Origin of the sequence: Demequina pelophila (assembly GCF_000971175.1) — a bacterium.
In the GTDB taxonomy this organism is placed as follows: Bacteria; Actinomycetota; Actinomycetes; order Actinomycetales; family Demequinaceae; genus Demequina; species Demequina pelophila.
Genome location: NZ_BBLY01000004.1, coordinates 371,682 through 390,003 on the forward strand (window position 1 = coordinate 371,682; position 18,322 = coordinate 390,003).

An 18,322-nucleotide genomic window follows, 5' to 3' on the forward strand; every position below is an offset into this window, starting at 1 on the left:
GAAACGAGTTCCGGATGTCTCTGCGCTCTGACCTGCGCAACGTCGCCATCGTCGCCCACGTCGACCACGGCAAGACCACCCTCGTCGACGCCATGCTCGTGCAGGGCGGCGCCTACGGCGACCACGCCCACGTCGAGGACCGTGCGATGGACTCCGGCGACCTCGAGCGCGAGAAGGGCATCACCATCCTCGCGAAGAACACCGCCATCCGGTACACCGGCGAGGCGGCGGGCCCCGACGGCGTCACCATCAACGTGATCGACACCCCGGGCCACGCCGACTTCGGCGGCGAGGTCGAGCGCGGCCTGTCCATGGTCGACGGCGTCGTGCTGCTCGTCGACGCCTCCGAGGGTCCGCTGCCCCAGACGCGCTTCGTGCTGCGCAAGGCGCTCGTCGCGAAGCTGCCCGTCATCATCGTCGTGAACAAGGTGGACCGCCCCGACTCGCGCATCGAGGAGGTCGTCGAGGAGACCCACGACCTGCTGCTGGGCCTCGCCTCCGACCTCGAGGACGAGGTCCCGGACCTCGACGTCGACGCGCTGCTCGAGGTGCCCGTGGTGTACGCGTCCGCGAAGGCCGGCATCGCCTCGCTCACGCGTCCGGCCGACGGCACCCTGCCTGACGGCGAGACCGTCGAGCCGCTGTTCAAAATCATCATGGAGCGCATCCCCGCCCCGTCCTACGAGGAGGGCGCGCCGCTCCAGGCGCACGTCACCAACCTCGACGCGTCGCCGTTCCTGGGCCGCCTCGCGCTGCTGCGCGTCTTCAACGGCGAGATCCGCAAGGGTCAGCAGGTCGCGTGGGCCCGTCAGGACGGCTCCCTCAAGACCGTGAAGATCACGGAGCTGCTCGAGACCAAGGGCCTCGAGCGCGTCCCGGCCGAGTCCGCCAAGGCGGGTGACATCGTCGCCGTCGCCGGCATCGAGGACATCACCATCGGCGAGACGCTCACCGACCTCGAGGACCCGCGCCCGCTGCCGCTCATCACGGTCGACGACCCGGCGATCTCGATGACCATCGGCATCAACACCTCGCCGCTGGCCGGCCGCGTCAAGGGCGCGAAGGTCACCGCGCGTCAGGTGAAGGACCGCCTCGACAAGGAGCTCATCGGCAACGTGTCGATCCGCGTCCTGCCCACCGAGCGTCCCGACGCGTGGGAGGTGCAGGGCCGCGGCGAGCTGGCCCTGGCCATCCTGGTCGAGCAGATGCGCCGCGAGGGCTACGAGCTCACCGTGGGCAAGCCGCAGGTGGTCACCAAGGAGATCGACGGCAAGCTCCACGAGCCGATGGAGCACATGACCATCGACGTGCCCGAGGAGCACCTGGGCGCCGTCACCCAGCTGCTCGCCTCGCGCAAGGGCCGCATGGAGTCGATGTCCAACCACGGCACCGGCTGGGTGCGCATGGAGTTCGTGGTCCCGGCGCGTGGCCTCATCGGCTTCCGCAGCCAGTTCCTCACCGACACGCGCGGCACCGGCATCGCCTCGTCGATCGCGCACGGCTACGAGCCGTGGGCCGGCGCCATCGAGTACCGCACCAACGGCTCGCTCGTGGCGGACCGCTCGGGCGCGGTGACGTCCAACGCGCTCATGGCGCTCCAGGACCGCGGCACCTTCTTCGTGGGCCCCACCGAGGAGACCTACGAGGGCATGGTCATCGGCGAGAACAGCCGCAACGAGGACATGGACGTCAACATCACCAAGGAGAAGAAGCTCAACAACATCCGCTCGTCCACGGCGGAGGAGCTCGAGCGCCTCGCGCCCCCGCGTCGCCTCACGCTCGAGGAGTGCCTCGAGTTCGCGCGCGAGGACGAGTGCGTCGAGGTGACGCCGGAGAACGTGCGCATCCGCAAGGTGATCCTCGACTCGACCGAGCGCGCCCGCGCGACGTCGCGCCTCAAGCGCCAGAACGCCTGACCGGCGCGGGGGCGCCTTCCGGGGCGCCCCTACGGCCCTCACGAGCGCCCCTGCCGCCGTGGTGGTAGATCTGCGCACGAAGCGGCGCCACCTCGTGCGCAGATCTACCACCAGCGCCGGTGCGCGGGTGCGCGTCCACCCGCCAGCGCCGGTGCGCGGGTGCGCGTCCGCCAGCCAGCGCCCCTGCGAGGGTGCGCGTCCGCCAGCCGGCGCCGGTGCGGCTGTGCCTCCACCCGCCAGCGCCGGTGCGAGGGCGTGCCTCCACCCACCAGCGCCGGTGCGAGGGTGCGCATCCACCCGCGTCCTACACTTGCCCCCATGAGAGCCGCGCTGTCCTACGTCGTGCTCGCGGGGCTCGGCGCCATTGCCGCGCTGGTGGGAGCAGGGTCGCACCGCGCCTACCCGATCGCGGGTCTGGTGCTGTGCCTGGCGATGATCGCGCTCGCGAGCGTGTTCGCGCGGGCCTGGCGCGGCTTCGCCGGGATTGCGGTACTGGGCGCGGCCTGGGCCATCGTCACCATCCCGCTCGCCATGGAGGGCCCCGGCGGCTCGTTCCTGGTCGTGGAGGACGCGTTGGGCCTCACCTGGGTCTTCGGCGGGGCGGCACTCATCGCCGCCGCGGCCGTCGTGCCCGGCAGGCTGCTGACGGGAGGACCCGATGTCCGCTGACGACGACTCGACCGAGGTGCTGCCCGCCATGAATGGCGCGACGCAGCCCGGCTCGACGCCGCCCGGCGCGACGCCGCCCGGCGCGACGCAGCCCGGCTCGACGCCGCCCGGCGCGACGCAGCCGAGCGCCCCGAAGGGCGGCGGCTTCCGCTGGGGCCTGCTCACCATGGTGCTCGTGCTGCTGGTGCTCGCGGGCGGGTACTACGCGGCCGCGGCGTACACCGCCGAGCGGGTGCCCGCGGGCACGTCGGTGCTCGGCGTGGACATCGGCGGCCTCACCGAGCCCGAGGCCCGGGCCGCTCTCGACGGCGCGGCGGAGGAGGCGAACACGGCGCCGCTCGCGGTGACCGCCGGAGAGGCGGAGATCTCCCTCGACCCCGCCACGGCGGGCCTGGCGGTCGATGCGGGAGCGACGGTCGACTCGCTGATCGGCTTCACGCTCGACCCGTACGACATCTGGCGCGGCTTCTCCGGCGCGGACGCCCAGGTCGAGCCCGTGGTCGCGGTCGAGCGCGACGCCCTGACTGCGGCCCTCGACGACGCGGCGGACAGCCTGCGTGTCGAGCCCGTCGACGCGCAGGTCGCGCTCGACGGCACCCACGCCGCAGTGACGGCGGCTGTGGACGGCAGCGCCCTCGACGTCGACGCGACCGCGGACACGATCGTGGCCGCGTGGCCCACGGACGGCGTCGACGCCGCGATGACGGTCGAGGCGGCGGCGCTCACCACCGCGGCCGCCCAGGAGTACGCCCAGGAGCTCGACACCACGCTGCTCGCCGGCGACGTCACCCTCACCGGGCCTCGCGGGGACGTGGTGCTCACGCCCGCGGACCTGGCCGGGTACGCGGAGGTCCGCGACGAGGGCGCCTCGTTCGACGTGGCCGTCAACGGCGAGCGCCTGGCGCGCGACCTCGCCGCGCGCACCCCCGAGCTCGAGAGCGAGTCGACCGAGCCGTCCATCGCCTTCGACTCCTCGCACCGGATCGACCTGGCGAACTCGTCGCCCGGCTCGAGCTCCACCTCGCTCGACGGCTCCGCGCTCGGCGAGACGGTGCTCGCCGCGGTGGCGGACCCGGAGCGCGCGGGCGAGCTGCCGTACGCGGACCCCGAGGAGGGGGAGGGCGACCTCGCGATCGACCTCGACGAGCTCTCGGAGGTGGTCTCGTCCTTCACCACCCCGCTGCCGTACGACCCGACGCGCACCAAGAACCTCGCCCGCGCGGGCGAGCTCATCACGGGCGTCGTCATCCGGCCCGGCGAGCGGTTCGACCTCACCGAGGTGCTCGCGCCCATCAACGCGGCGAACGGCTACTTCGAGGCCGGCATCCTGGTCAACGGCATCCACACCACCGGCTTCGGCGGCGGGCTCTCCCAGGTGGCCACCACGACCTACAACGCGGGCTACTTCGCCGGCATGGAGGACATCGAGCACCGGCCCCACTCGGTGTGGTTCGAGCGCTACCCGGCCGGCCGCGAGTCGACCATGTTCATCGGCTCGATCAACATGGTGTTCGAGAACTCGACGCCGTACGCGCTGGTCATGAGCGCGTACGTCGACGGCGGCACCGAGTTCACCGTGGACATCTGGTCGACGCCCCACTTCACCGTGAAGACGTACGCCTCCGACAAGCGCAACGTGACCCAGCCCACCACGGTGGACGTGAGCGATTCGCGCTGCGAGCCGTCCACGCCCGGCCAGGCCGGCTTCACCATCACCAACACGCGCGAGGTGTACCTGGGCGACGAGCTGGTGGACACGACCGACTTCACCTGGACCTACCGGCCCGACAACGGAGTGAACTGCGTCTGACGCCGCCCGCCGCTCGTCGTCGCCGGTAGAACCGGTGCGCGGGGGAGCGGAACCCGGGCGGCCCGGGGATAGGATGGATCGTCAGCCGCCCCCTGAACGGAGGAGATCCCGTGACGTACGTCATCGCGTTGCCCTGTGTCGATGTCAAGGACAAGGCATGCATCGACGAGTGTCCCGTGGACTGCATCTACGAGGGCGAGCGCAGCCTCTACATCCACCCCGACGAGTGCGTCGACTGCGGCGCCTGCGAGCCGGTGTGCCCGGTCGAGGCGATCTACTACGAGGACGACGTCCCCGACAAGTGGGCCGACTACTACAAGGCGAACGTCGAGTTCTTCTCGGAGATCGGCTCGCCCGGCGGCGCGGCCAAGATGGGCCTGATCGAGCACGATCACGACATCATCAAGGCGCTCCCGCCGCAGAACGGCTGACGCGCCCCATGGGCCTCAGCCCCCGGGCGCTGCCCGACTTCCCCTGGGACTCGCTCGCGCCCTACCGCGCCCGCGCGGCCGCGCACCCGGACGGGCTCGTCGACCTCTCCGTGGGCACCCCGGTCGATCCCACGCCCGCCGTGATCCGCGAGGCGCTCGTCGCCGCCGCGGACGCCCCGGGCTACCCGGCCACCCACGGCACGCCGGCGCTGCGCGAGGCCGTCGCGGCGTGGTTCGCGCGCCGTCGCGGCGCCCCTGGCGTCGACCCGGCCGCCGTGCTGCCCACGGTGGGCTCCAAGGAACTGGTCGCCACGCTGCCCGCCTACCTGGGCCTGGGGAAGGGCGACATCGTGGTCCATCCCCGCGCCGCGTACCCCACCTACGACGTGGGCGCCCGGCTGGCGGGCGCCACGGCGCTCGCGACGGACGACGTCGACGACTGGCGCGGCAACCCCGCCGTGAAGCTGGTGTGGCTGAACTCGCCGTCGAACCCCACGGGCGCGGTGATGGACGCCGCGGCCATGGCGGAGGTGGTGGCCGCCGCGCGCGAGATCGGCGCGCTCGTGGCCTCCGACGAGTGCTACGCGGAGCTGGCATGGACCGATGCGCCGGTGCCCTCGGTCCTCGACCCGCAGGTGTGCGGCGGCTCCCACGAGGGCGTGCTCGCCGTGTACTCGCTGTCCAAGCAGTCCAACCTGGCCGGCTACCGCGCGGCCTTCACCGCCGGCGACCCGGCCGTGGTCGCCGCCCTGCTCGAGGTCCGCAAGCACGCGGGCCTGATCATGCCGGCGCCCGTGCAGGCGGCCATGACGGCCGCCCTGGGGGACGATGCGCACGTCGCCGAGCAGCGCGAGCGCTACCGCGCGCGTCGCGACACCCTGCTGCCCGCGGTCGAGGCGGCGGGCTTCCGCGTCGACCACTCGGTGGCGGGCCTGTACCTGTGGGCCACGCGGGACGAGGACTGCTGGGAAACCCTTGACCTTCTCGCGGGACACGGCATACTGGCGGCGCCGGGCGCGTTCTACGGCGAGGCGGCTCGCCGACACGTGAGGATTGCCCTCACGGCGAGGGATAACGCTGTCGCCTCGGCATCCAGTAGGCTCGCAAAAGGTCGGTAAAAGCCCGAGGTGAGGCGCCCCCGACCGGCACATGGACGGTTTCGAAGGGGAACACATGGCACAGGTGCAGGACGTACGGCTCACCGTCGACGAGGTCGCTCGCGAGTTGCCGCTCACGCGGGCCAGCGTGGGCAACGACGGGGTGTCGGTCTCGACCCTCCTGCGCGACACCGGGCTCGTCACGGTCGACTCGGGATTCATGAACACCGCGTCGTGCTCCTCCGCGATCACGTACATCGACGGTGACGCGGGCATCCTGCGCTACCGCGGCTACCCGATCGAGCAGCTCGCAGAGAACTCGTCGTTCCTCGAGGTGGCCTATCTGCTGATCCACGGCGAGCTGCCCACGCAGGCGCAGCTCGACGCGCTGACCCTGCGCGTCTCCCGCCACATGCACGTGCACGAGGGCATCAAGGCGTTCCTGGGCGCGTTCCCGCGCGACGCCCACCCCATGGCCGTGCTCTCGGGCGCGCTGAGCGCGCTGAGCACCTTCTACCCGGAGTCGGTGGGCCGCACGCCCGAGCAGATCGAGCTCGCCACGGTGCTGCTCCTGGCCAAGGCCGCGACCGTCATCGCGTACCTGCAGCGTCGGTCGCTCGGCGGCGACCTCATCGAGCCCCGCCGCGGCGGCGACTACGTCGAGGAGTTCATGCGCATCGCCTTCTCCCCGGCCTCCGGCGAGATCGAGGTGGATCCGCTCGTCAAGCACGCGGTCGACGTGCTGCTCATCCTCCACGCCGACCACGAGCAGAACTGCTCCACCTCGACGGTGCGCATCGTCGGCTCGTCCCACGCCAACATCTACGCCTCGGTCGCGGCGGGAGTGGGCGCGCTGTCCGGCCCGCTGCACGGCGGCGCCAACGAGGCCGCGCTGCGCATGTTCGACCAGATCAAGGAGTCCGGCGACTCGATCGAGCAGTTCGTCGCCAAGGTCAAGGACAAGGCCGAGGGCGCCCGCCTCATGGGATTCGGCCACCGCGTCTACAAGTCGTACGACCCGCGCGGCGCCGTGGTGAAGAAGATCGCGGACAAGGTGCTCGCGGACCTGGGCGGCTCGGACGAGACGTTCCAGATGGCTCAGCGCCTCGAGGAGATCGCGCTGTCCGACGAGTACTTCATCGAGCGCAAGCTCTACCCGAACGTCGACTTCTACACCGGCCTGCTGTACTCGGCGATGGGGTTCCCCACGCCCATGTTCACGCCGCTGTTCGCCCTGGGCCGCATGCCGGGCTGGATCGCGCACTACCGCGAGATGCTCAACGACCCGACCACCAAGATCGGCCGTCCCCGCCAGATCTACACTGGAGAGGTCGAGCGCGACTACGTGCCGGTGGACCAGCGCGGGTAGACCCCGGGTCGGTCGCGTCGGCGCGCGGTGAGCGGCGGCGCGACACGACGAGGGGGTACGGCGATGCCGATCGACGACGAGGCGCTGCGGCGCCAGGCGCGCAAGCGCGTGGAGGCCCGCAACGGCTTCTACTGGTACCTGGTGGTCTGCATCGTGGTGTGGGGCATGCTCACGCTCATCTGGTGGATGACCGGCGGCGGCTACTTCTGGCCCGCCTGGGCCATGCTCGGCATGGGCATCGGCCTGATCTTCGCGGGTGCCGCGGCGTTCCTGCCCGGGCTGGGCCAGGTGACCGAGGACCGCGTCGAGCGCGAGTACCGCAAGCTCAAGCGCGAGCACGGGGAGTAGCGCGCCCGGGCTCCGCGCGGGCACCGCGCCGGCACGGCACGGGCCCCGTCCGGGCCGACGCGCGCTCAGCCCGCCGGCACCCCGGCGAGCCGCACGCCCACGCCCGTGACGCCCTCGGGCGCGGCGACCTCGTCGCCGCCGCGAGCCCACGTCGACTCGCCGTGGACCACCGCGGTGACCGACTCCGGCCCCGCCACCGCGACCGCCCAGGCCGCGAACGCGTCGGCGGCCGTCGCATCGGCGCCGGTCACGTCGAGCCAGGTCTCCTCGGTGCTCGTGGTGACCACGCGGGCCGCGTAGGCGCCCGCGCCCCAGTCCTCGTCGAGGCGCGCCACGAAGGCCGCCCCGGTGGTGCCGGACGCCTCGCCCAGATCGCACGTGACGGGCATGGCGCCCGAGTAGCCGCGCAGGGCGGACGCCCACAGCCGCGCCGACGCCTCGCGGGTGGCGTACGCATCCGGATAGGCCGAGCGCTGCACGCGCTGCGCCGCGACCGTCACCTCCATGTCCGTCCAGCCCTCCACGCGCACGAGCGCGGTGTAGAAGGCGTCGGAGGCGTAGTGACGGTCCTGGACCTGCTCCTCGGTGCCCCACCCCTGCGACGGCCGCTGCTGGAACAGGCCCAGCGAGTCGCGGTCGCCGTAGTCGACGTTGATGAGCGAGGACTCCTGCAGCGCCGTCGCGATGCCGATGGTCGCCCCGCGCGCGGGCAGCCCGAGCCGGGACGATGCGGCGGCCACCAGGGCGGCGTTGTCCGCCTGGGCGGCGGCCAGGGAGTCCGTCGCCGGGGCGTCGGAGCCGTCGTCGAGCGTGACGGTGCAGCGCCCGGACGGCGTCCGCTCGGGCGTGGCGCGCCACAGGTGGAGCGCGTACGCGGCCCCCATGCCCGTGGCGACGAGCGCCACGACCGCGGTGACGGTCGCGGCGCGGCGTCCCGCCACGCTAGTTCGCGTGGAGCGCGGCGTTGAGCTCGACGCCCTTGCCCTCGCGCTGGACGGCCTCGAGGGCGCCCGTGACGGAGTTGCGGCGGAACAGGATGCCGTTCCGGCCGGCCAGGTCGCGCGCCTTGACGGTGACGGGGGCGCCGTCCTCGTCGGTGACGCCCACGAGGCGCACCTTCGAGCCGGCGGTGACGTACAGGCCCGCCTCGACGATGCAGTCGTCGCCCAGCGGGATGCCCAGGCCGGAGTTCGCGCCCAGCAGCGACCGCTCGCCGATCGAGATGACCTCCTTGCCGCCGCCGGACAGGGTGCCCATGATCGACGCGCCGCCGCCCACGTCGGAGCCGTCGCCCACGACCACGCCCGCGGAGATGCGGCCCTCGACCATGGACACGCCCAGCGTGCCGGCGTTGAAGTTGCAGAAGCCCTCGTGCATGACCGTGGTGCCCTCGGCCAGGTGCGCGCCCAGGCGCACGCGGCCGGCGTCGGCGATGCGGACGCCCGTGGGCACCACGTAGTCGACCATGCGGGGGAACTTGTCGACGCCGTGGATGGTGAGCTGGCGGCCGGCCGCGCGGAAGCGCAGGCGCACCTGGTCGAACGTCGCGACGGCGCACGGACCCTCGGAGGTCCACACGACGTTGGTGAGCGCGCCGAAGATCCCGTCGAGGTTGAGGCCGTGCGGGCGGACGATGCGGTGGCTGAGCAGGTGCAGGCGCAGGTAGGCGTCCTCGACCGAGGCGGGCGCCTCGTCCAGGTCGATCACCGTGCGGACCGCGCGGACGGTGACGTCGCGGAGATCGTCCGTGCGCTGCGCGGTCTCGAGCTGGGCCGCGAGGGCGTCGTCGTCGCCCGGCTCGCCCAGGGCGGGGGAGGGGTACCAGGCATCGAGCGCCGTGCCCGTCGCGTCGTAGGTGGCCAGTCCGAATCCGTATGCGGGTCGCGTCATGGCACCAGCGTACGGTCCCGGTGCGGCGGGTCCCGGGAGGCCCCGGTTGGCGTGGTTAGGCTGAGGCCATGACGCACCTGGATCTGGCCGCGGACGTGACCGAGCTGGCCAAGGCGCTCGTCGACCTCCCCTCCGTCTCCGGCAACGAGGACCGCATCGCCGACGCGGTCGAGGAGGCGCTCGCCGCCTGCGCGCACCTCGAGGTGATCCGGGACGGCAACGCGATCGTCGCGCGCACGCACCTGGGCCGCGCGGAGCGCGTGGCCATCGCCGGCCACCTCGACACCGTGCCCATCAAGGGCAACGTGCCCGGGCACTGGTCCGAGGACGGCGACGTGCTGTGGGGCCGCGGCTCGGTCGACATGAAGGCCGGCGTCGCGGTGCAGCTGTCGCTCGCGGCCGCGCTCACCGCGCCCACGCGGGACATCACCTGGATCTTCTACGACCAGGAGGAGGTCGAGGCGGTCCGCAACGGACTCGGCCGCCTGGTCCGCGAGCACCCCGAGCTCATCGAGGCCGACTTCGCGGTGCTGTGCGAGCCCACCCAGGGCGTCATCGAGGGCGGCTGCAACGGCACCCTGCGCGCCGAGGTGACGGTGCCGGGCCGCGCCGCGCACAGCGCGCGGGCCTGGAAGGGCGTCAACGCGATCCATCGCGCGGCCCCGCTGCTGGCCGCCCTGGCCGCGCACGAGCCCGAGACCCACCTGGTCGACGGGCTCGAGTACCGCGAGGGCACCAACGCGGTGGGCATCCGCGGCGGCATCGCCGGCAACGTCATCCCCGACGAGTGCGTGGTCACCGTCAACTACCGCTTCTCCCCGCGGTGGAGCCTCGAGGAGGCCCAGGCCCGGCTCGAGGCCGTCGTCGCCGGCGCGGGCCTCGAGGACTTCTCGCTGCGCTTCACCGACCTGTCCGGCGCCGCCCGGCCGGGGCTCGACGCCCCCCTCGCCGCATCGTTCGCCGATGCGGTGGCCGCCACCGGTGTGGCCGCGCCGCGCGCGAAGCAGGGCTGGACGGACGTGGCCCGCTTCGGCGACCTGGGCATCCCCGCCGTCAACTACGGCCCCGGCGACCCCGAGCTCGCGCACGCCGACGACGAGCGGTGCCCCGCCGAGGAGATCCGCCTGTGCCGTGCCGGCCTGGAGGCCTGGCTCACCGCCTGACACCGTCCGGAGGACACCATGACCGACTACCGCAAGGGGCCCGTGCTGCTGCGCGGGCGCAACGTCCCCACCACGTCGACCTCGGGGCGGCTGCTCGACGAGCAGCACCGTCCCGACTGGTTGCACGAGGACCCGTGGCGGGTGCTGCGCATCCAGTCCGAGTTCGTCGAGGGCTTCGGCGCGCTCGCGGAGCTGGGCCCGGCGGTCTCCGTGTTCGGCTCGGCGCGCTCGAAGCCCGGCCACCCCGACTACGCGCTGGGGGAGCGGGTGGGCCGGCTGCTGGTCGAGGCGGGCTACGCCGTCATCACCGGCGGCGGCCCCGGCGTGATGGAGGCCGCGAACAAGGGTGCGGCGGACGCGGGCGGCGTGTCCGTGGGGCTCGGCATCGAGCTGCCCTTCGAGCAGGGCGTCAACGAGTACGTGAACCTGGGCATCAACTTCCGCTACTTCTTCGCGCGCAAGACCATGTTCGTCAAGTACGCGCAGGGGTTCGTGGCGCTGCCCGGCGGCATGGGCACCCTCGACGAGCTGTTCGAGTCGCTCACCCTGGTCCAGACGCGCACCATCCGGCGCTTCCCCATCGCGCTGGTGGGCACCGCGTACTGGGGCGGGCTGGTGGACTGGCTGCGGGACTCCGTGGCCGCCGACGGAAAGATCGCGCCGCACGACCTCGAGCTGTTCCACGTCACGGACGACATCGAGGAGGCCGTGGAGATCGTCACCGCCGGCGCGCACGGCGGGGACGGCGCGGCCGCCTGACACCGCCTTCGCGCGGTCCGCGGCGCGGGATTTGGGGGCGGTCGGTGGCTCCCCGTAGAATTAGCGGAACGCGCCGCGGTCCCGTGGCGCGCCGAGCACCCGAGGAGACACGCACGATGGCTGCTATGAAGCCCCGCACCGGTGACGGCCCGATGGAGGTCGTGAAGGAGGGTCGCAGCTACGTCATGCGGGTCCCGCTCGAGGGCGGCGGTCGCCTCGTGGTCGAGATCACGGCCGACGAGGTCAAGGAGCTCGGCGACGCGCTCCACGGCGCGCTCCAGTAAGACGACTCGCTCGTACCGGGGCCGCAAGGCCCCGGCGCGAGACGACGCCGCGGCGGGCCGGGCCGTGCCCGCCGCTGTCTGTGCTTGATCGGCGCGCTCAGCCCTTGATCGCGGCGAGCAGGCCGTCGCCGGCCGTGAGCATGGCGACGGTGAGCGACTCGTGCTCGCGCACGGTGCGCAGGGTCTCGCGGATCGCGGTGGTGTCCTGGTCCCGCTGCGCGGGGTCCGCGACGCGGCCGTGCCACAGGGCGTTGTCGATCACCAGCAGGCCGCCCACGCGCAGCAGCCGCAGCGCGTGGCCGAGGTAGGCGGGGTATTCGGACTTGCGCGCGTCGATGAAGACGATGTCGTAGCCCCCGTCGGTGAGGCGGGGGAGCACGTCGAGCGCGCGGCCGGTGATGAGCCGGGCGCGCTCGGGCGCGAAGCCCGCGGCCTGCAGCGTGCGACGGGCGGCCTTGTGATGCTCGGGCTCGACGTCGATGGTCGTCACGACGCCCGACGGCGCCATGCCGCGCAGCAGGTACGTCGTGGACACGCCGGCGCCGGTGCCGATCTCCACGGCGGTGGTGGCCCGCATCGCGCGCGCGAGCACCTCCAGCGCGCGGCCGGCGCCCGGCAGGACGGGCACGCATCCCAGCTGGTCCGCGACGTCGCGCGCGGCGAGCACCACGCGGTCCTCCTCGACGAAGTCCTCCGCGTATGCCCAGTTCGCTGCCTCGGTGCCCATGTTGCCTCCTTAGGGGGACAGCGTATCCGGCGGTCTCCCTGCATCCTCTCAGGGAACTGCCAGGTTGCGGTGGGAACATGGGTGAAGCACCACCCGTTGACGCAACCGAGAAGGAGGGCAGCGCGATGACTCAGACGGCCGAGATCCGCACGGTCGCGCCCGGCGCGCCCGAACTGACCTGGGAGCGCATCGTCGAGGACCACTCGGCGCGCGTCTACCGCCTGGCGTACCACCTCACCGGCAACCAGCACGACGCCGAGGACCTCACCCAGGACGTGTTCATCCGCGTCTTCAACTCGCTGTCGCAGTACAAGCCCGGCACCTTCGAGGGCTGGCTGCACCGCATCACCACCAACCTGTTCCTCGACCGCATGCGCCGCAAGAAGCGCATCCGCTTCGACTTCATGGCGGACGACGATGCGGGGGTCGCGACCTCCGACAGCTTCGACCGCCACGAGCGGTCGGGACAGCCCGAGGACGCGTTCGACATGTCCCACCTGGGCGACGACATCATCGCCGCCCTCGCGGACCTGCCGCCGGAGTACCGCGCGGCCGTGGTGCTGAGCGACATCGAGGGCCTGTCCTACGAGGAGATCGCGACGACGCTCGGCATCAAGCTGGGCACCGTGCGCTCCCGCCTGTCGCGGGGCCGCGCGCGGCTGCGGACGGCGCTGGCGCACCGAGCCCCGTCGAGGAGCGGCGCGTGACGGGACGGCACCTGGGAGATCGCGTCCACGACCTCCTCGACCACCGCCTGTCGCCCGCCGCGACCGCCGAGGCCATGGCGCACCTCGACGGTTGCGCCGAGTGCCGGCTGCGGTGGCACGACCTGCGGCTCGCGCGGGAGGCGCTGCACTCCTCCGAGGCGGGCATCGACGTGTCCTTCGCGCAGCGGCTGCTCGACCGCGAGCACATGGCGAGCGTGGCGAGCCGCGAGGACGACCGCCGCGCGCGGGCCGCGTGCGGGCGGGACCGTCGGCCGGTCCTGCTCGCCGCATCGTCCGGCCTGCTGCTCACGGCACTGCTGGGCGCGGCATACGTGGCCGGCGCCCCCGCGGACCTCGACCCGGACCTCTCCGCATCGGCCGACGGCACCCTGAGCGTCGCGCAGGGCGACTCCGAGGTGGTGCGCAACGGCGAACTGCCCGGCGAATGGATCTATCCCGACTGGACGGCCGCGGACCTCATCGCGCAGCGCTCGTGGGTCAGCGCCTCCGACGGCTCGGAGGTGCTGGTCCTCAACCTGGTCGCGCGCGGCCGGGCCGTGACGGTGCTCCAGCAGCGCGGCCGCCTCGACACGGCCGCGCTCGACGCGGTGTCCACGGCCAGCGTGGGCGACGTCGACGCGTATGTGGTGCGGTCCGACCCGCCCGTGCTGGTGTGGCAGGACGGCGCCCTGGTGCTCGCCGCCGAGTGCTCCTGCGCGATGCCCACGCTCGAGAGCGTGGTCGAGGCCTTCCCCGCGAACACCGAACCCGGACCCTTCGAACAGATCCGCACCGGACTCGGCGTCTTCGTCGACGCCCTCACCGGTCAGACCACCTAAGGAAGCAGGACATGAACGACAACCCGTTCGCGCCTCCGCGCGACCTCTCCACGCCCTCCTCCAACGCGCCGCGCGATGACGCCGCCACGCGTCCCGAGGGCGGCCCGACCGTGCAGCGCGAGGGCGCGTTCGACGCCGCGCGCCGCGACGAGCGCGCGGGTGAGGACACGGACTTCACGAACGACACCATCGAGCTCACGCCGGGCTCGCACTACCCGCCGTCCGTGCCGCTGTCGGCGCGGTCGGAGGCGACGGCGTCGCCGTACGCGGGCTCCGCGTTCGGCGCGCCGCAGTACGCCCGGCCCGGCGCCGCGGGACCCGGCTACGGCCCGGCGAGCCACGCCCAGGGCGGGTACACGCAGCCGCAGTATGCCGCGCCGCAGTACGCCCAGCCCGGCCCCGCGCACGCGGCCGGTGGAGGCTCCTACGGCACCCCGCATCGTCCCCAGGCGCCCGTGGGGCGCGTGCGCCGCGGCACCATCGCCGGCATCGCGGCGGGCGCCCTGATCCTGGGCGGCGCCGGCGGCTTCGGCGGCGCCTATCTGTTCGATTGGCTCAACCCGGCCGGCTCGTCCTCGGCGACCACGTCGGCCTCGACGCTGCCCGCCTCGAGCTCGTCGACCCTCGACCGCGCCGACTCGAACACGGTCGCGGCCATCGCGGAGGCGGCGATGCCGTCCGTGGTGTCGCTCGAGATCATCCAGAACGGCCAGCGCGCGTCGTCGGGGTCGGGCTTCATCATCCGTGAGGACGGCTACGTCCTCACCAACAACCACGTCATCGAGGACGCGCCGTCCGGCGGCATCCAGGTGCTCATGAGCGACGGCTCGATCTACGCGGGCACGCTCGTGGGCGCGAGCCCCGAGTACGACCTCGCGGTCGTCAAGATCGACGCGCAGGACCTCACCGCGATCGCGCTGGGCGACTCCGACGCGCTCGTCGTGGGCGACGACGTGGTCGCGGTCGGTTCGCCGCTGGGCCTCGACTCCACGGTGACCACCGGCATCGTGTCCGCCCTCCACCGTCCCGTGACCGCGGGCGACGCCTCCTCGACGGCGTTCATCGACGCGATCCAGACCGACGCGGCCATCAACCCCGGCAACTCCGGCGGCCCGCTGCTCAACGCCGCGGGCGAGGTGATCGGCATCAACTCCGCCGTGGCCGCGCTGCCCGGCGCCACCCAGACGACCGGCGCCGGTTCCGTGGGCCTGGGCTTCGCGATCCCGTCGAACCAGGCGCGCCGCACGGCCGAGGAGATCATCGAGACCGGCGAGGCGACCTACCCCGTCATCGGCGTGCTGCTCGACGCCTCCTACACGGGCGAGGGCGTGCGCGTGGGCGACGTGCCGTCCGGCAGCCCGGCCGACGAGGCCGGCATCGAGGCGGGGGACGTCATCACCGGCATCGAGGGCCGCGTCATCACGCGCTCCGACGAGCTGATCGTCGCCATCCGCGCGATGGCGCCGGGCGACGACGTCACCTTCCTCATCGACCGCGACGGTTCCGAGATCGAGATCGACGTGACCCTGGTGACCGACGCCGAGGTCAACTACGGCGATCAGGGCGTGACTTCTCCCCGGGAGCGCTAGCCGCCACAATAGGTCCCATGCTGGACATCAACGGCGGCGAGTTCGTCGTCCTCGTGCTCGTCGCGATCGTGGTCGTGGGCCCCGAGCGCCTGCCCGAGTACGCCCGCCAGCTCCGGACGCTGGTCGTGCGCGGCCGCGACCTGCTGACCGAGAGCAAGCAGACCATCCGTGCGGAGATGGGGGACGAGGTCGACTGGCGCGAGCTGGATCCGCGCCAGTACGACCCCCGTCGCATCGTCCGCGAGGCGCTCGCCGAGCCGTCGGCGTCCGATGTCGCGGCGCGGCGGGCGGGCGCGTCGGGCGGTGTGGCCGGGGCGACCGGCGCGGGCGCTGCTGGAACCACCGGCGTGCGCGCCGCGGAGGCGACCCCTGGCCGGGCGCCGTTCGACTCCGAGGCCACCTGACGCATCGTCCAGGGGTGCGCCGCCCCTGCGTCCGCCGGCCCGACACCCGCCCCCGCGCCCGTGCGTCCGGGACACTGAGGACCGCTGGGAGGCGCCTTCTGCGTCCTGCGGGACCGTGTGGACCGCGGGCGGGCGGGAGGACCGGTCCAGACTGTCCCGCAGCGAGCAGATCGCGGCATCTGGCGGTCCTCAGTGTCCCGAACCCCGAGGCGGGGCGAGGCGGGGCGGGGCGAGGCGAGGCGAGGCGAGGCGAGGCGAGACGACAACGTGACGCGGCGCATCGTCCCACGTCAGGCTTGGCACAATGGTCCGCATGACTCAGCGCGTGTTCTCGGCCATGCAGCCCACCTCGGACTCCCTCCAGCTCGGCAACTACCTGGGCGCGCTGGTGCAGTGGGTGAAGCTGCAGGACACGCACGACGCGATCTACTCGGTGGTGGACCTCCACGCGCTCACCGTCTCGCCGGAGCCGGAGCTGCTGCGCTCGCGCACCCGGGCCACCGCCGCCCAGTTCCTGGCCGCGGGCGTGGACCCCGACCGGTCGCTGTGCTTCGTGCAGTCGCACGTGCCCCAGCACGCCGAGCTCGCGTGGATCCTGTCCACCTTCACCGGCATGGGCGAGGCCGGCCGCATGACCCAGTTCAAGGACAAGTCCGCGAAGGTGGGGGAGTCGGGCACCAACGTGGGCCTGTTCACCTACCCGATCCTCATGGCCGCGGACATCCTGCTGTACGACACCAACGTGGTGCCCGTGGGCGAGGACCAGCGCCAGCACCTGGAGCTGTCGCGCGACCTGGCGCAGCGCCTCAACGGCCGCTTCGGCGACGGCACGGTGGTGGTGCCCGAGCCGCACATCGTGAAGTCGACCGCGAAGATCTACGACCTGCAGGACCCCACGGCCAAGATGTCGAAGTCCGCGGTGAGCCCCAAGGGCACCATCGAGATCCTCGAGGACCCCAAGAAGGTCGCCAAGAACATCAAGTCCGCGACCACGGACTCGGGCTCGGAGATCCGCTTCGACCGCGAGGCGAAGCCGGGCGTGGCGAACCTGCTCACCATCTACTCGGCGCTCGACGGCCGCTCCGTCGAGCAGCTCGAGGCCGACTACGAGGGCAAGATGTACGGCCACCTCAAGGTGGACCTCGCGGACGTGGTGGTCGAGTACCTCACGCCCATCCGCGAGGCCGCGCTCGACTGGATCGAGTCGCCCGATCGCCTCGACGAGGTGCTCGCCCAGGGTGCCGCGAAGGCCTCGGCCCTCGCGCAGGGCACCCTGGACCGGATCTACGATCGACTGGGACTGGTGCCCGCGCTGCACCGCTGAGACCACGGCCGAGGGGGAGCGACATGGCGGACGACGACAGCCTCAAGGACAGGGCCGCCGTGCTCGTCGAGCGCGGCAAGGACCTCAAGACCCGCTGGGAGGAGTCCTCCTGGGGCAAGGGCCTCAAGCGCTTCTCGCTCCAGAACGGCAACGTGCTCGCCGCGGGCGTCGCGTTCTTCTCGCTCGCGTCCGTCGCCGCGGGGCTCGTGGTCGCGACCACGGTCGCGACGGTGCTGCTGGCCGGCAACGACGACCTGCGCTCCTCCCTGATCGACTACCTCGCCGAGGCCGTCCCCGGCCTCATCAACACCGGCGACACGACCGGCATCATCGAGCCCGACGACCTGGGCGCGGGCAGCGCGGCCTCCCTGACCGGCATCGTCGGCATCGTCTCCTTCCTCATCCTCATCAACACCGCGACTCGGTTCGTCACCGGCCTGCGCTCCAGCCTGCGCACCATGCTGGGCGAGGAGGTGGCGTCGCCGGTCGTGGGCAAGCTGCGGGACCTCGCCGCGCTGATCGGCCTCATAGTGGTCGCGCTCGTGGGCGTCACCATCCAGGTGGTGGTCTCGGGCGCGGCGGAGTGGTTCGCGGAGTTCATCGGCGTCGCCATGCCCCCGTGGTCGCTGCGCGTCATCGCGTTCGTCGCCGGCGTCGTTGCGGACATGCTCTACGTGATCCTCGCGATGATGCTGCTGGGCGGCGCCGCGTGGTCGCGCCGGCTGCTGGGCATCGTGCTGGTGGCGGGCCTGGGCATCGGGATCCTGCGCCTGGGCGTCACGCTCGTGGTGAGCGGGTCGGTGAGCAACCCGGTGCTCGCGCCGTTCGCCGCGATCATCACGCTCATGGTGTTCGTGCAGTACGTCAACCGCATCATCCTCACGTGCGCCGCCTGGCTGGGCGCGCACGACCTCCCGCCCGAGCAGGCGCGGCAGGTCGCGGAGGTCTGAACCGCCACGCACGAGGGGCCGGGGACGATGCGCATCGTCCCCGGCC

General features: G+C 72.6%; 19 protein-coding genes. 16 read left to right on the top strand and 3 right to left on the bottom strand.

Annotation, left to right across the window (positions count from 1 at the left end):
* Positions 1-14 precede the first annotated feature (14 nt).
* The 7 genes from typA to AOM03_RS07465 all read left to right on the top strand — a co-directional run bounded on the left by typA (position 15) and on the right by AOM03_RS07465 (position 7,640).
* A complete protein-coding gene (typA, locus tag AOM03_RS07435; protein WP_062379877.1) occupies positions 15-1,916 on the top strand; it encodes a translational GTPase TypA in 1,902 nt (633 codons plus the stop codon).
* Between the two features lie 318 nt (positions 1,917-2,234).
* Positions 2,235-2,585: a hypothetical protein gene (locus AOM03_RS07440; RefSeq protein WP_062379879.1), complete on the top strand. Its 351-nt coding sequence runs from the start codon at positions 2,235-2,237 to the stop codon at positions 2,583-2,585.
* Positions 2,575-4,395: a VanW family protein gene (locus tag AOM03_RS07445; protein ID WP_062379881.1), complete on the top strand. Its 1,821-nt coding sequence runs from the start codon at positions 2,575-2,577 to the stop codon at positions 4,393-4,395. Before AOM03_RS07440 ends, AOM03_RS07445 begins: the two co-directional genes overlap by 11 nt.
* 110 nt (positions 4,396-4,505) lie before the next feature.
* On the top strand, positions 4,506-4,826 hold the full coding sequence (gene fdxA / locus AOM03_RS13000; protein ID WP_062379883.1) for a ferredoxin: 321 nt from the start codon (positions 4,506-4,508) through the stop codon (positions 4,824-4,826).
* 8 nt (positions 4,827-4,834) lie between these two features.
* Positions 4,835-5,944, top strand: coding sequence for a succinyldiaminopimelate transaminase (gene dapC / locus AOM03_RS07455; protein ID WP_062379885.1), 1,110 nt, complete (start codon positions 4,835-4,837; stop codon positions 5,942-5,944).
* 55 nt (positions 5,945-5,999) lie between these two features.
* Complete coding sequence (locus AOM03_RS07460) at positions 6,000-7,292, top strand: citrate synthase (RefSeq protein WP_062379887.1); 1,293 nt, start codon at positions 6,000-6,002, stop codon at positions 7,290-7,292.
* A gap of 63 nt (positions 7,293-7,355) precedes the next feature.
* Entirely contained in the window at positions 7,356-7,640 is a 285-nt protein-coding gene (locus tag AOM03_RS07465; protein ID WP_062379889.1) for a 2TM domain-containing protein, read from the top strand.
* 65 nt (positions 7,641-7,705) lie between these two features.
* On the opposite strand, the gene AOM03_RS07470 is transcribed toward AOM03_RS07465, so the two are convergent.
* Positions 7,706-8,581 (bottom strand): hypothetical protein, encoded by an 876-nt coding sequence (locus AOM03_RS07470; protein ID WP_062379891.1) that lies wholly within the window; start codon positions 8,579-8,581, stop codon positions 7,706-7,708.
* Position 8,582: 1 nt separating this feature from the next.
* On the bottom strand, positions 8,583-9,530 hold the full coding sequence (gene dapD, locus AOM03_RS07475; protein ID WP_062379895.1) for a 2,3,4,5-tetrahydropyridine-2,6-dicarboxylate N-succinyltransferase: 948 nt from the start codon (positions 9,528-9,530) through the stop codon (positions 8,583-8,585).
* Positions 9,531-9,598: 68 nt separating this feature from the next.
* On the opposite strand from dapD, the gene dapE reads away from it, so the two are divergent.
* The 3 genes from dapE (at position 9,599) to AOM03_RS12480 (ending at position 11,736) form a co-directional block, all read left to right on the top strand.
* A complete protein-coding gene (gene dapE, locus AOM03_RS07480; protein WP_062379897.1) occupies positions 9,599-10,693 on the top strand; it encodes a succinyl-diaminopimelate desuccinylase in 1,095 nt (364 codons plus the stop codon).
* Positions 10,694-10,711: 18 nt separating this feature from the next.
* Complete coding sequence (locus AOM03_RS07485; protein WP_062379899.1) at positions 10,712-11,452, top strand: LOG family protein; 741 nt, start codon at positions 10,712-10,714, stop codon at positions 11,450-11,452.
* Positions 11,453-11,568: 116 nt separating this feature from the next.
* Positions 11,569-11,736, top strand: coding sequence for a DUF3117 domain-containing protein (locus AOM03_RS12480; RefSeq protein WP_082092235.1), 168 nt, complete (start codon positions 11,569-11,571; stop codon positions 11,734-11,736).
* A gap of 97 nt (positions 11,737-11,833) precedes the next feature.
* Here the strand turns inward: AOM03_RS12480 and AOM03_RS07490 are convergent, their stop codons facing one another.
* Positions 11,834-12,463, bottom strand: a complete 630-nt coding sequence (locus AOM03_RS07490) for an O-methyltransferase (protein WP_062379901.1) — start codon at positions 12,461-12,463, stop codon at positions 11,834-11,836.
* Positions 12,464-12,588: 125 nt separating this feature from the next.
* Between AOM03_RS07490 and sigE the strand changes: the two genes are divergently transcribed.
* The 6 genes from sigE (at position 12,589) to AOM03_RS07520 (ending at position 18,276) form a co-directional block, all read left to right on the top strand.
* On the top strand, positions 12,589-13,170 hold the full coding sequence (sigE, locus tag AOM03_RS07495; protein ID WP_062379903.1) for an RNA polymerase sigma factor SigE: 582 nt from the start codon (positions 12,589-12,591) through the stop codon (positions 13,168-13,170).
* The gene (locus AOM03_RS07500) at positions 13,167-14,009 is read left to right on the top strand and encodes an anti-sigma factor family protein (protein ID WP_062379905.1); all 843 of its coding nucleotides are present in this window, start codon (positions 13,167-13,169) and stop codon (positions 14,007-14,009) included. The genes sigE and AOM03_RS07500 overlap by 4 nt, the downstream gene beginning before the upstream one ends.
* Positions 14,010-14,020: 11 nt before the next feature.
* Positions 14,021-15,598, top strand: a complete 1,578-nt coding sequence (locus AOM03_RS07505; protein WP_062379908.1) for a trypsin-like peptidase domain-containing protein — start codon at positions 14,021-14,023, stop codon at positions 15,596-15,598.
* A gap of 17 nt (positions 15,599-15,615) precedes the next feature.
* Positions 15,616-16,002, top strand: a complete 387-nt coding sequence (locus tag AOM03_RS07510) for a twin-arginine translocase TatA/TatE family subunit (RefSeq protein ID WP_062379909.1) — start codon at positions 15,616-15,618, stop codon at positions 16,000-16,002.
* Between the two features lie 313 nt (positions 16,003-16,315).
* The gene (gene trpS / locus AOM03_RS07515; RefSeq protein ID WP_439645038.1) at positions 16,316-17,326 is read left to right on the top strand and encodes a tryptophan--tRNA ligase; all 1,011 of its coding nucleotides are present in this window, start codon (positions 16,316-16,318) and stop codon (positions 17,324-17,326) included.
* Between the two features lie 23 nt (positions 17,327-17,349).
* Complete coding sequence (locus tag AOM03_RS07520) at positions 17,350-18,276, top strand: YihY/virulence factor BrkB family protein (protein WP_062379913.1); 927 nt, start codon at positions 17,350-17,352, stop codon at positions 18,274-18,276.
* The last annotated feature ends 46 nt before the right edge of the window (positions 18,277-18,322 follow it).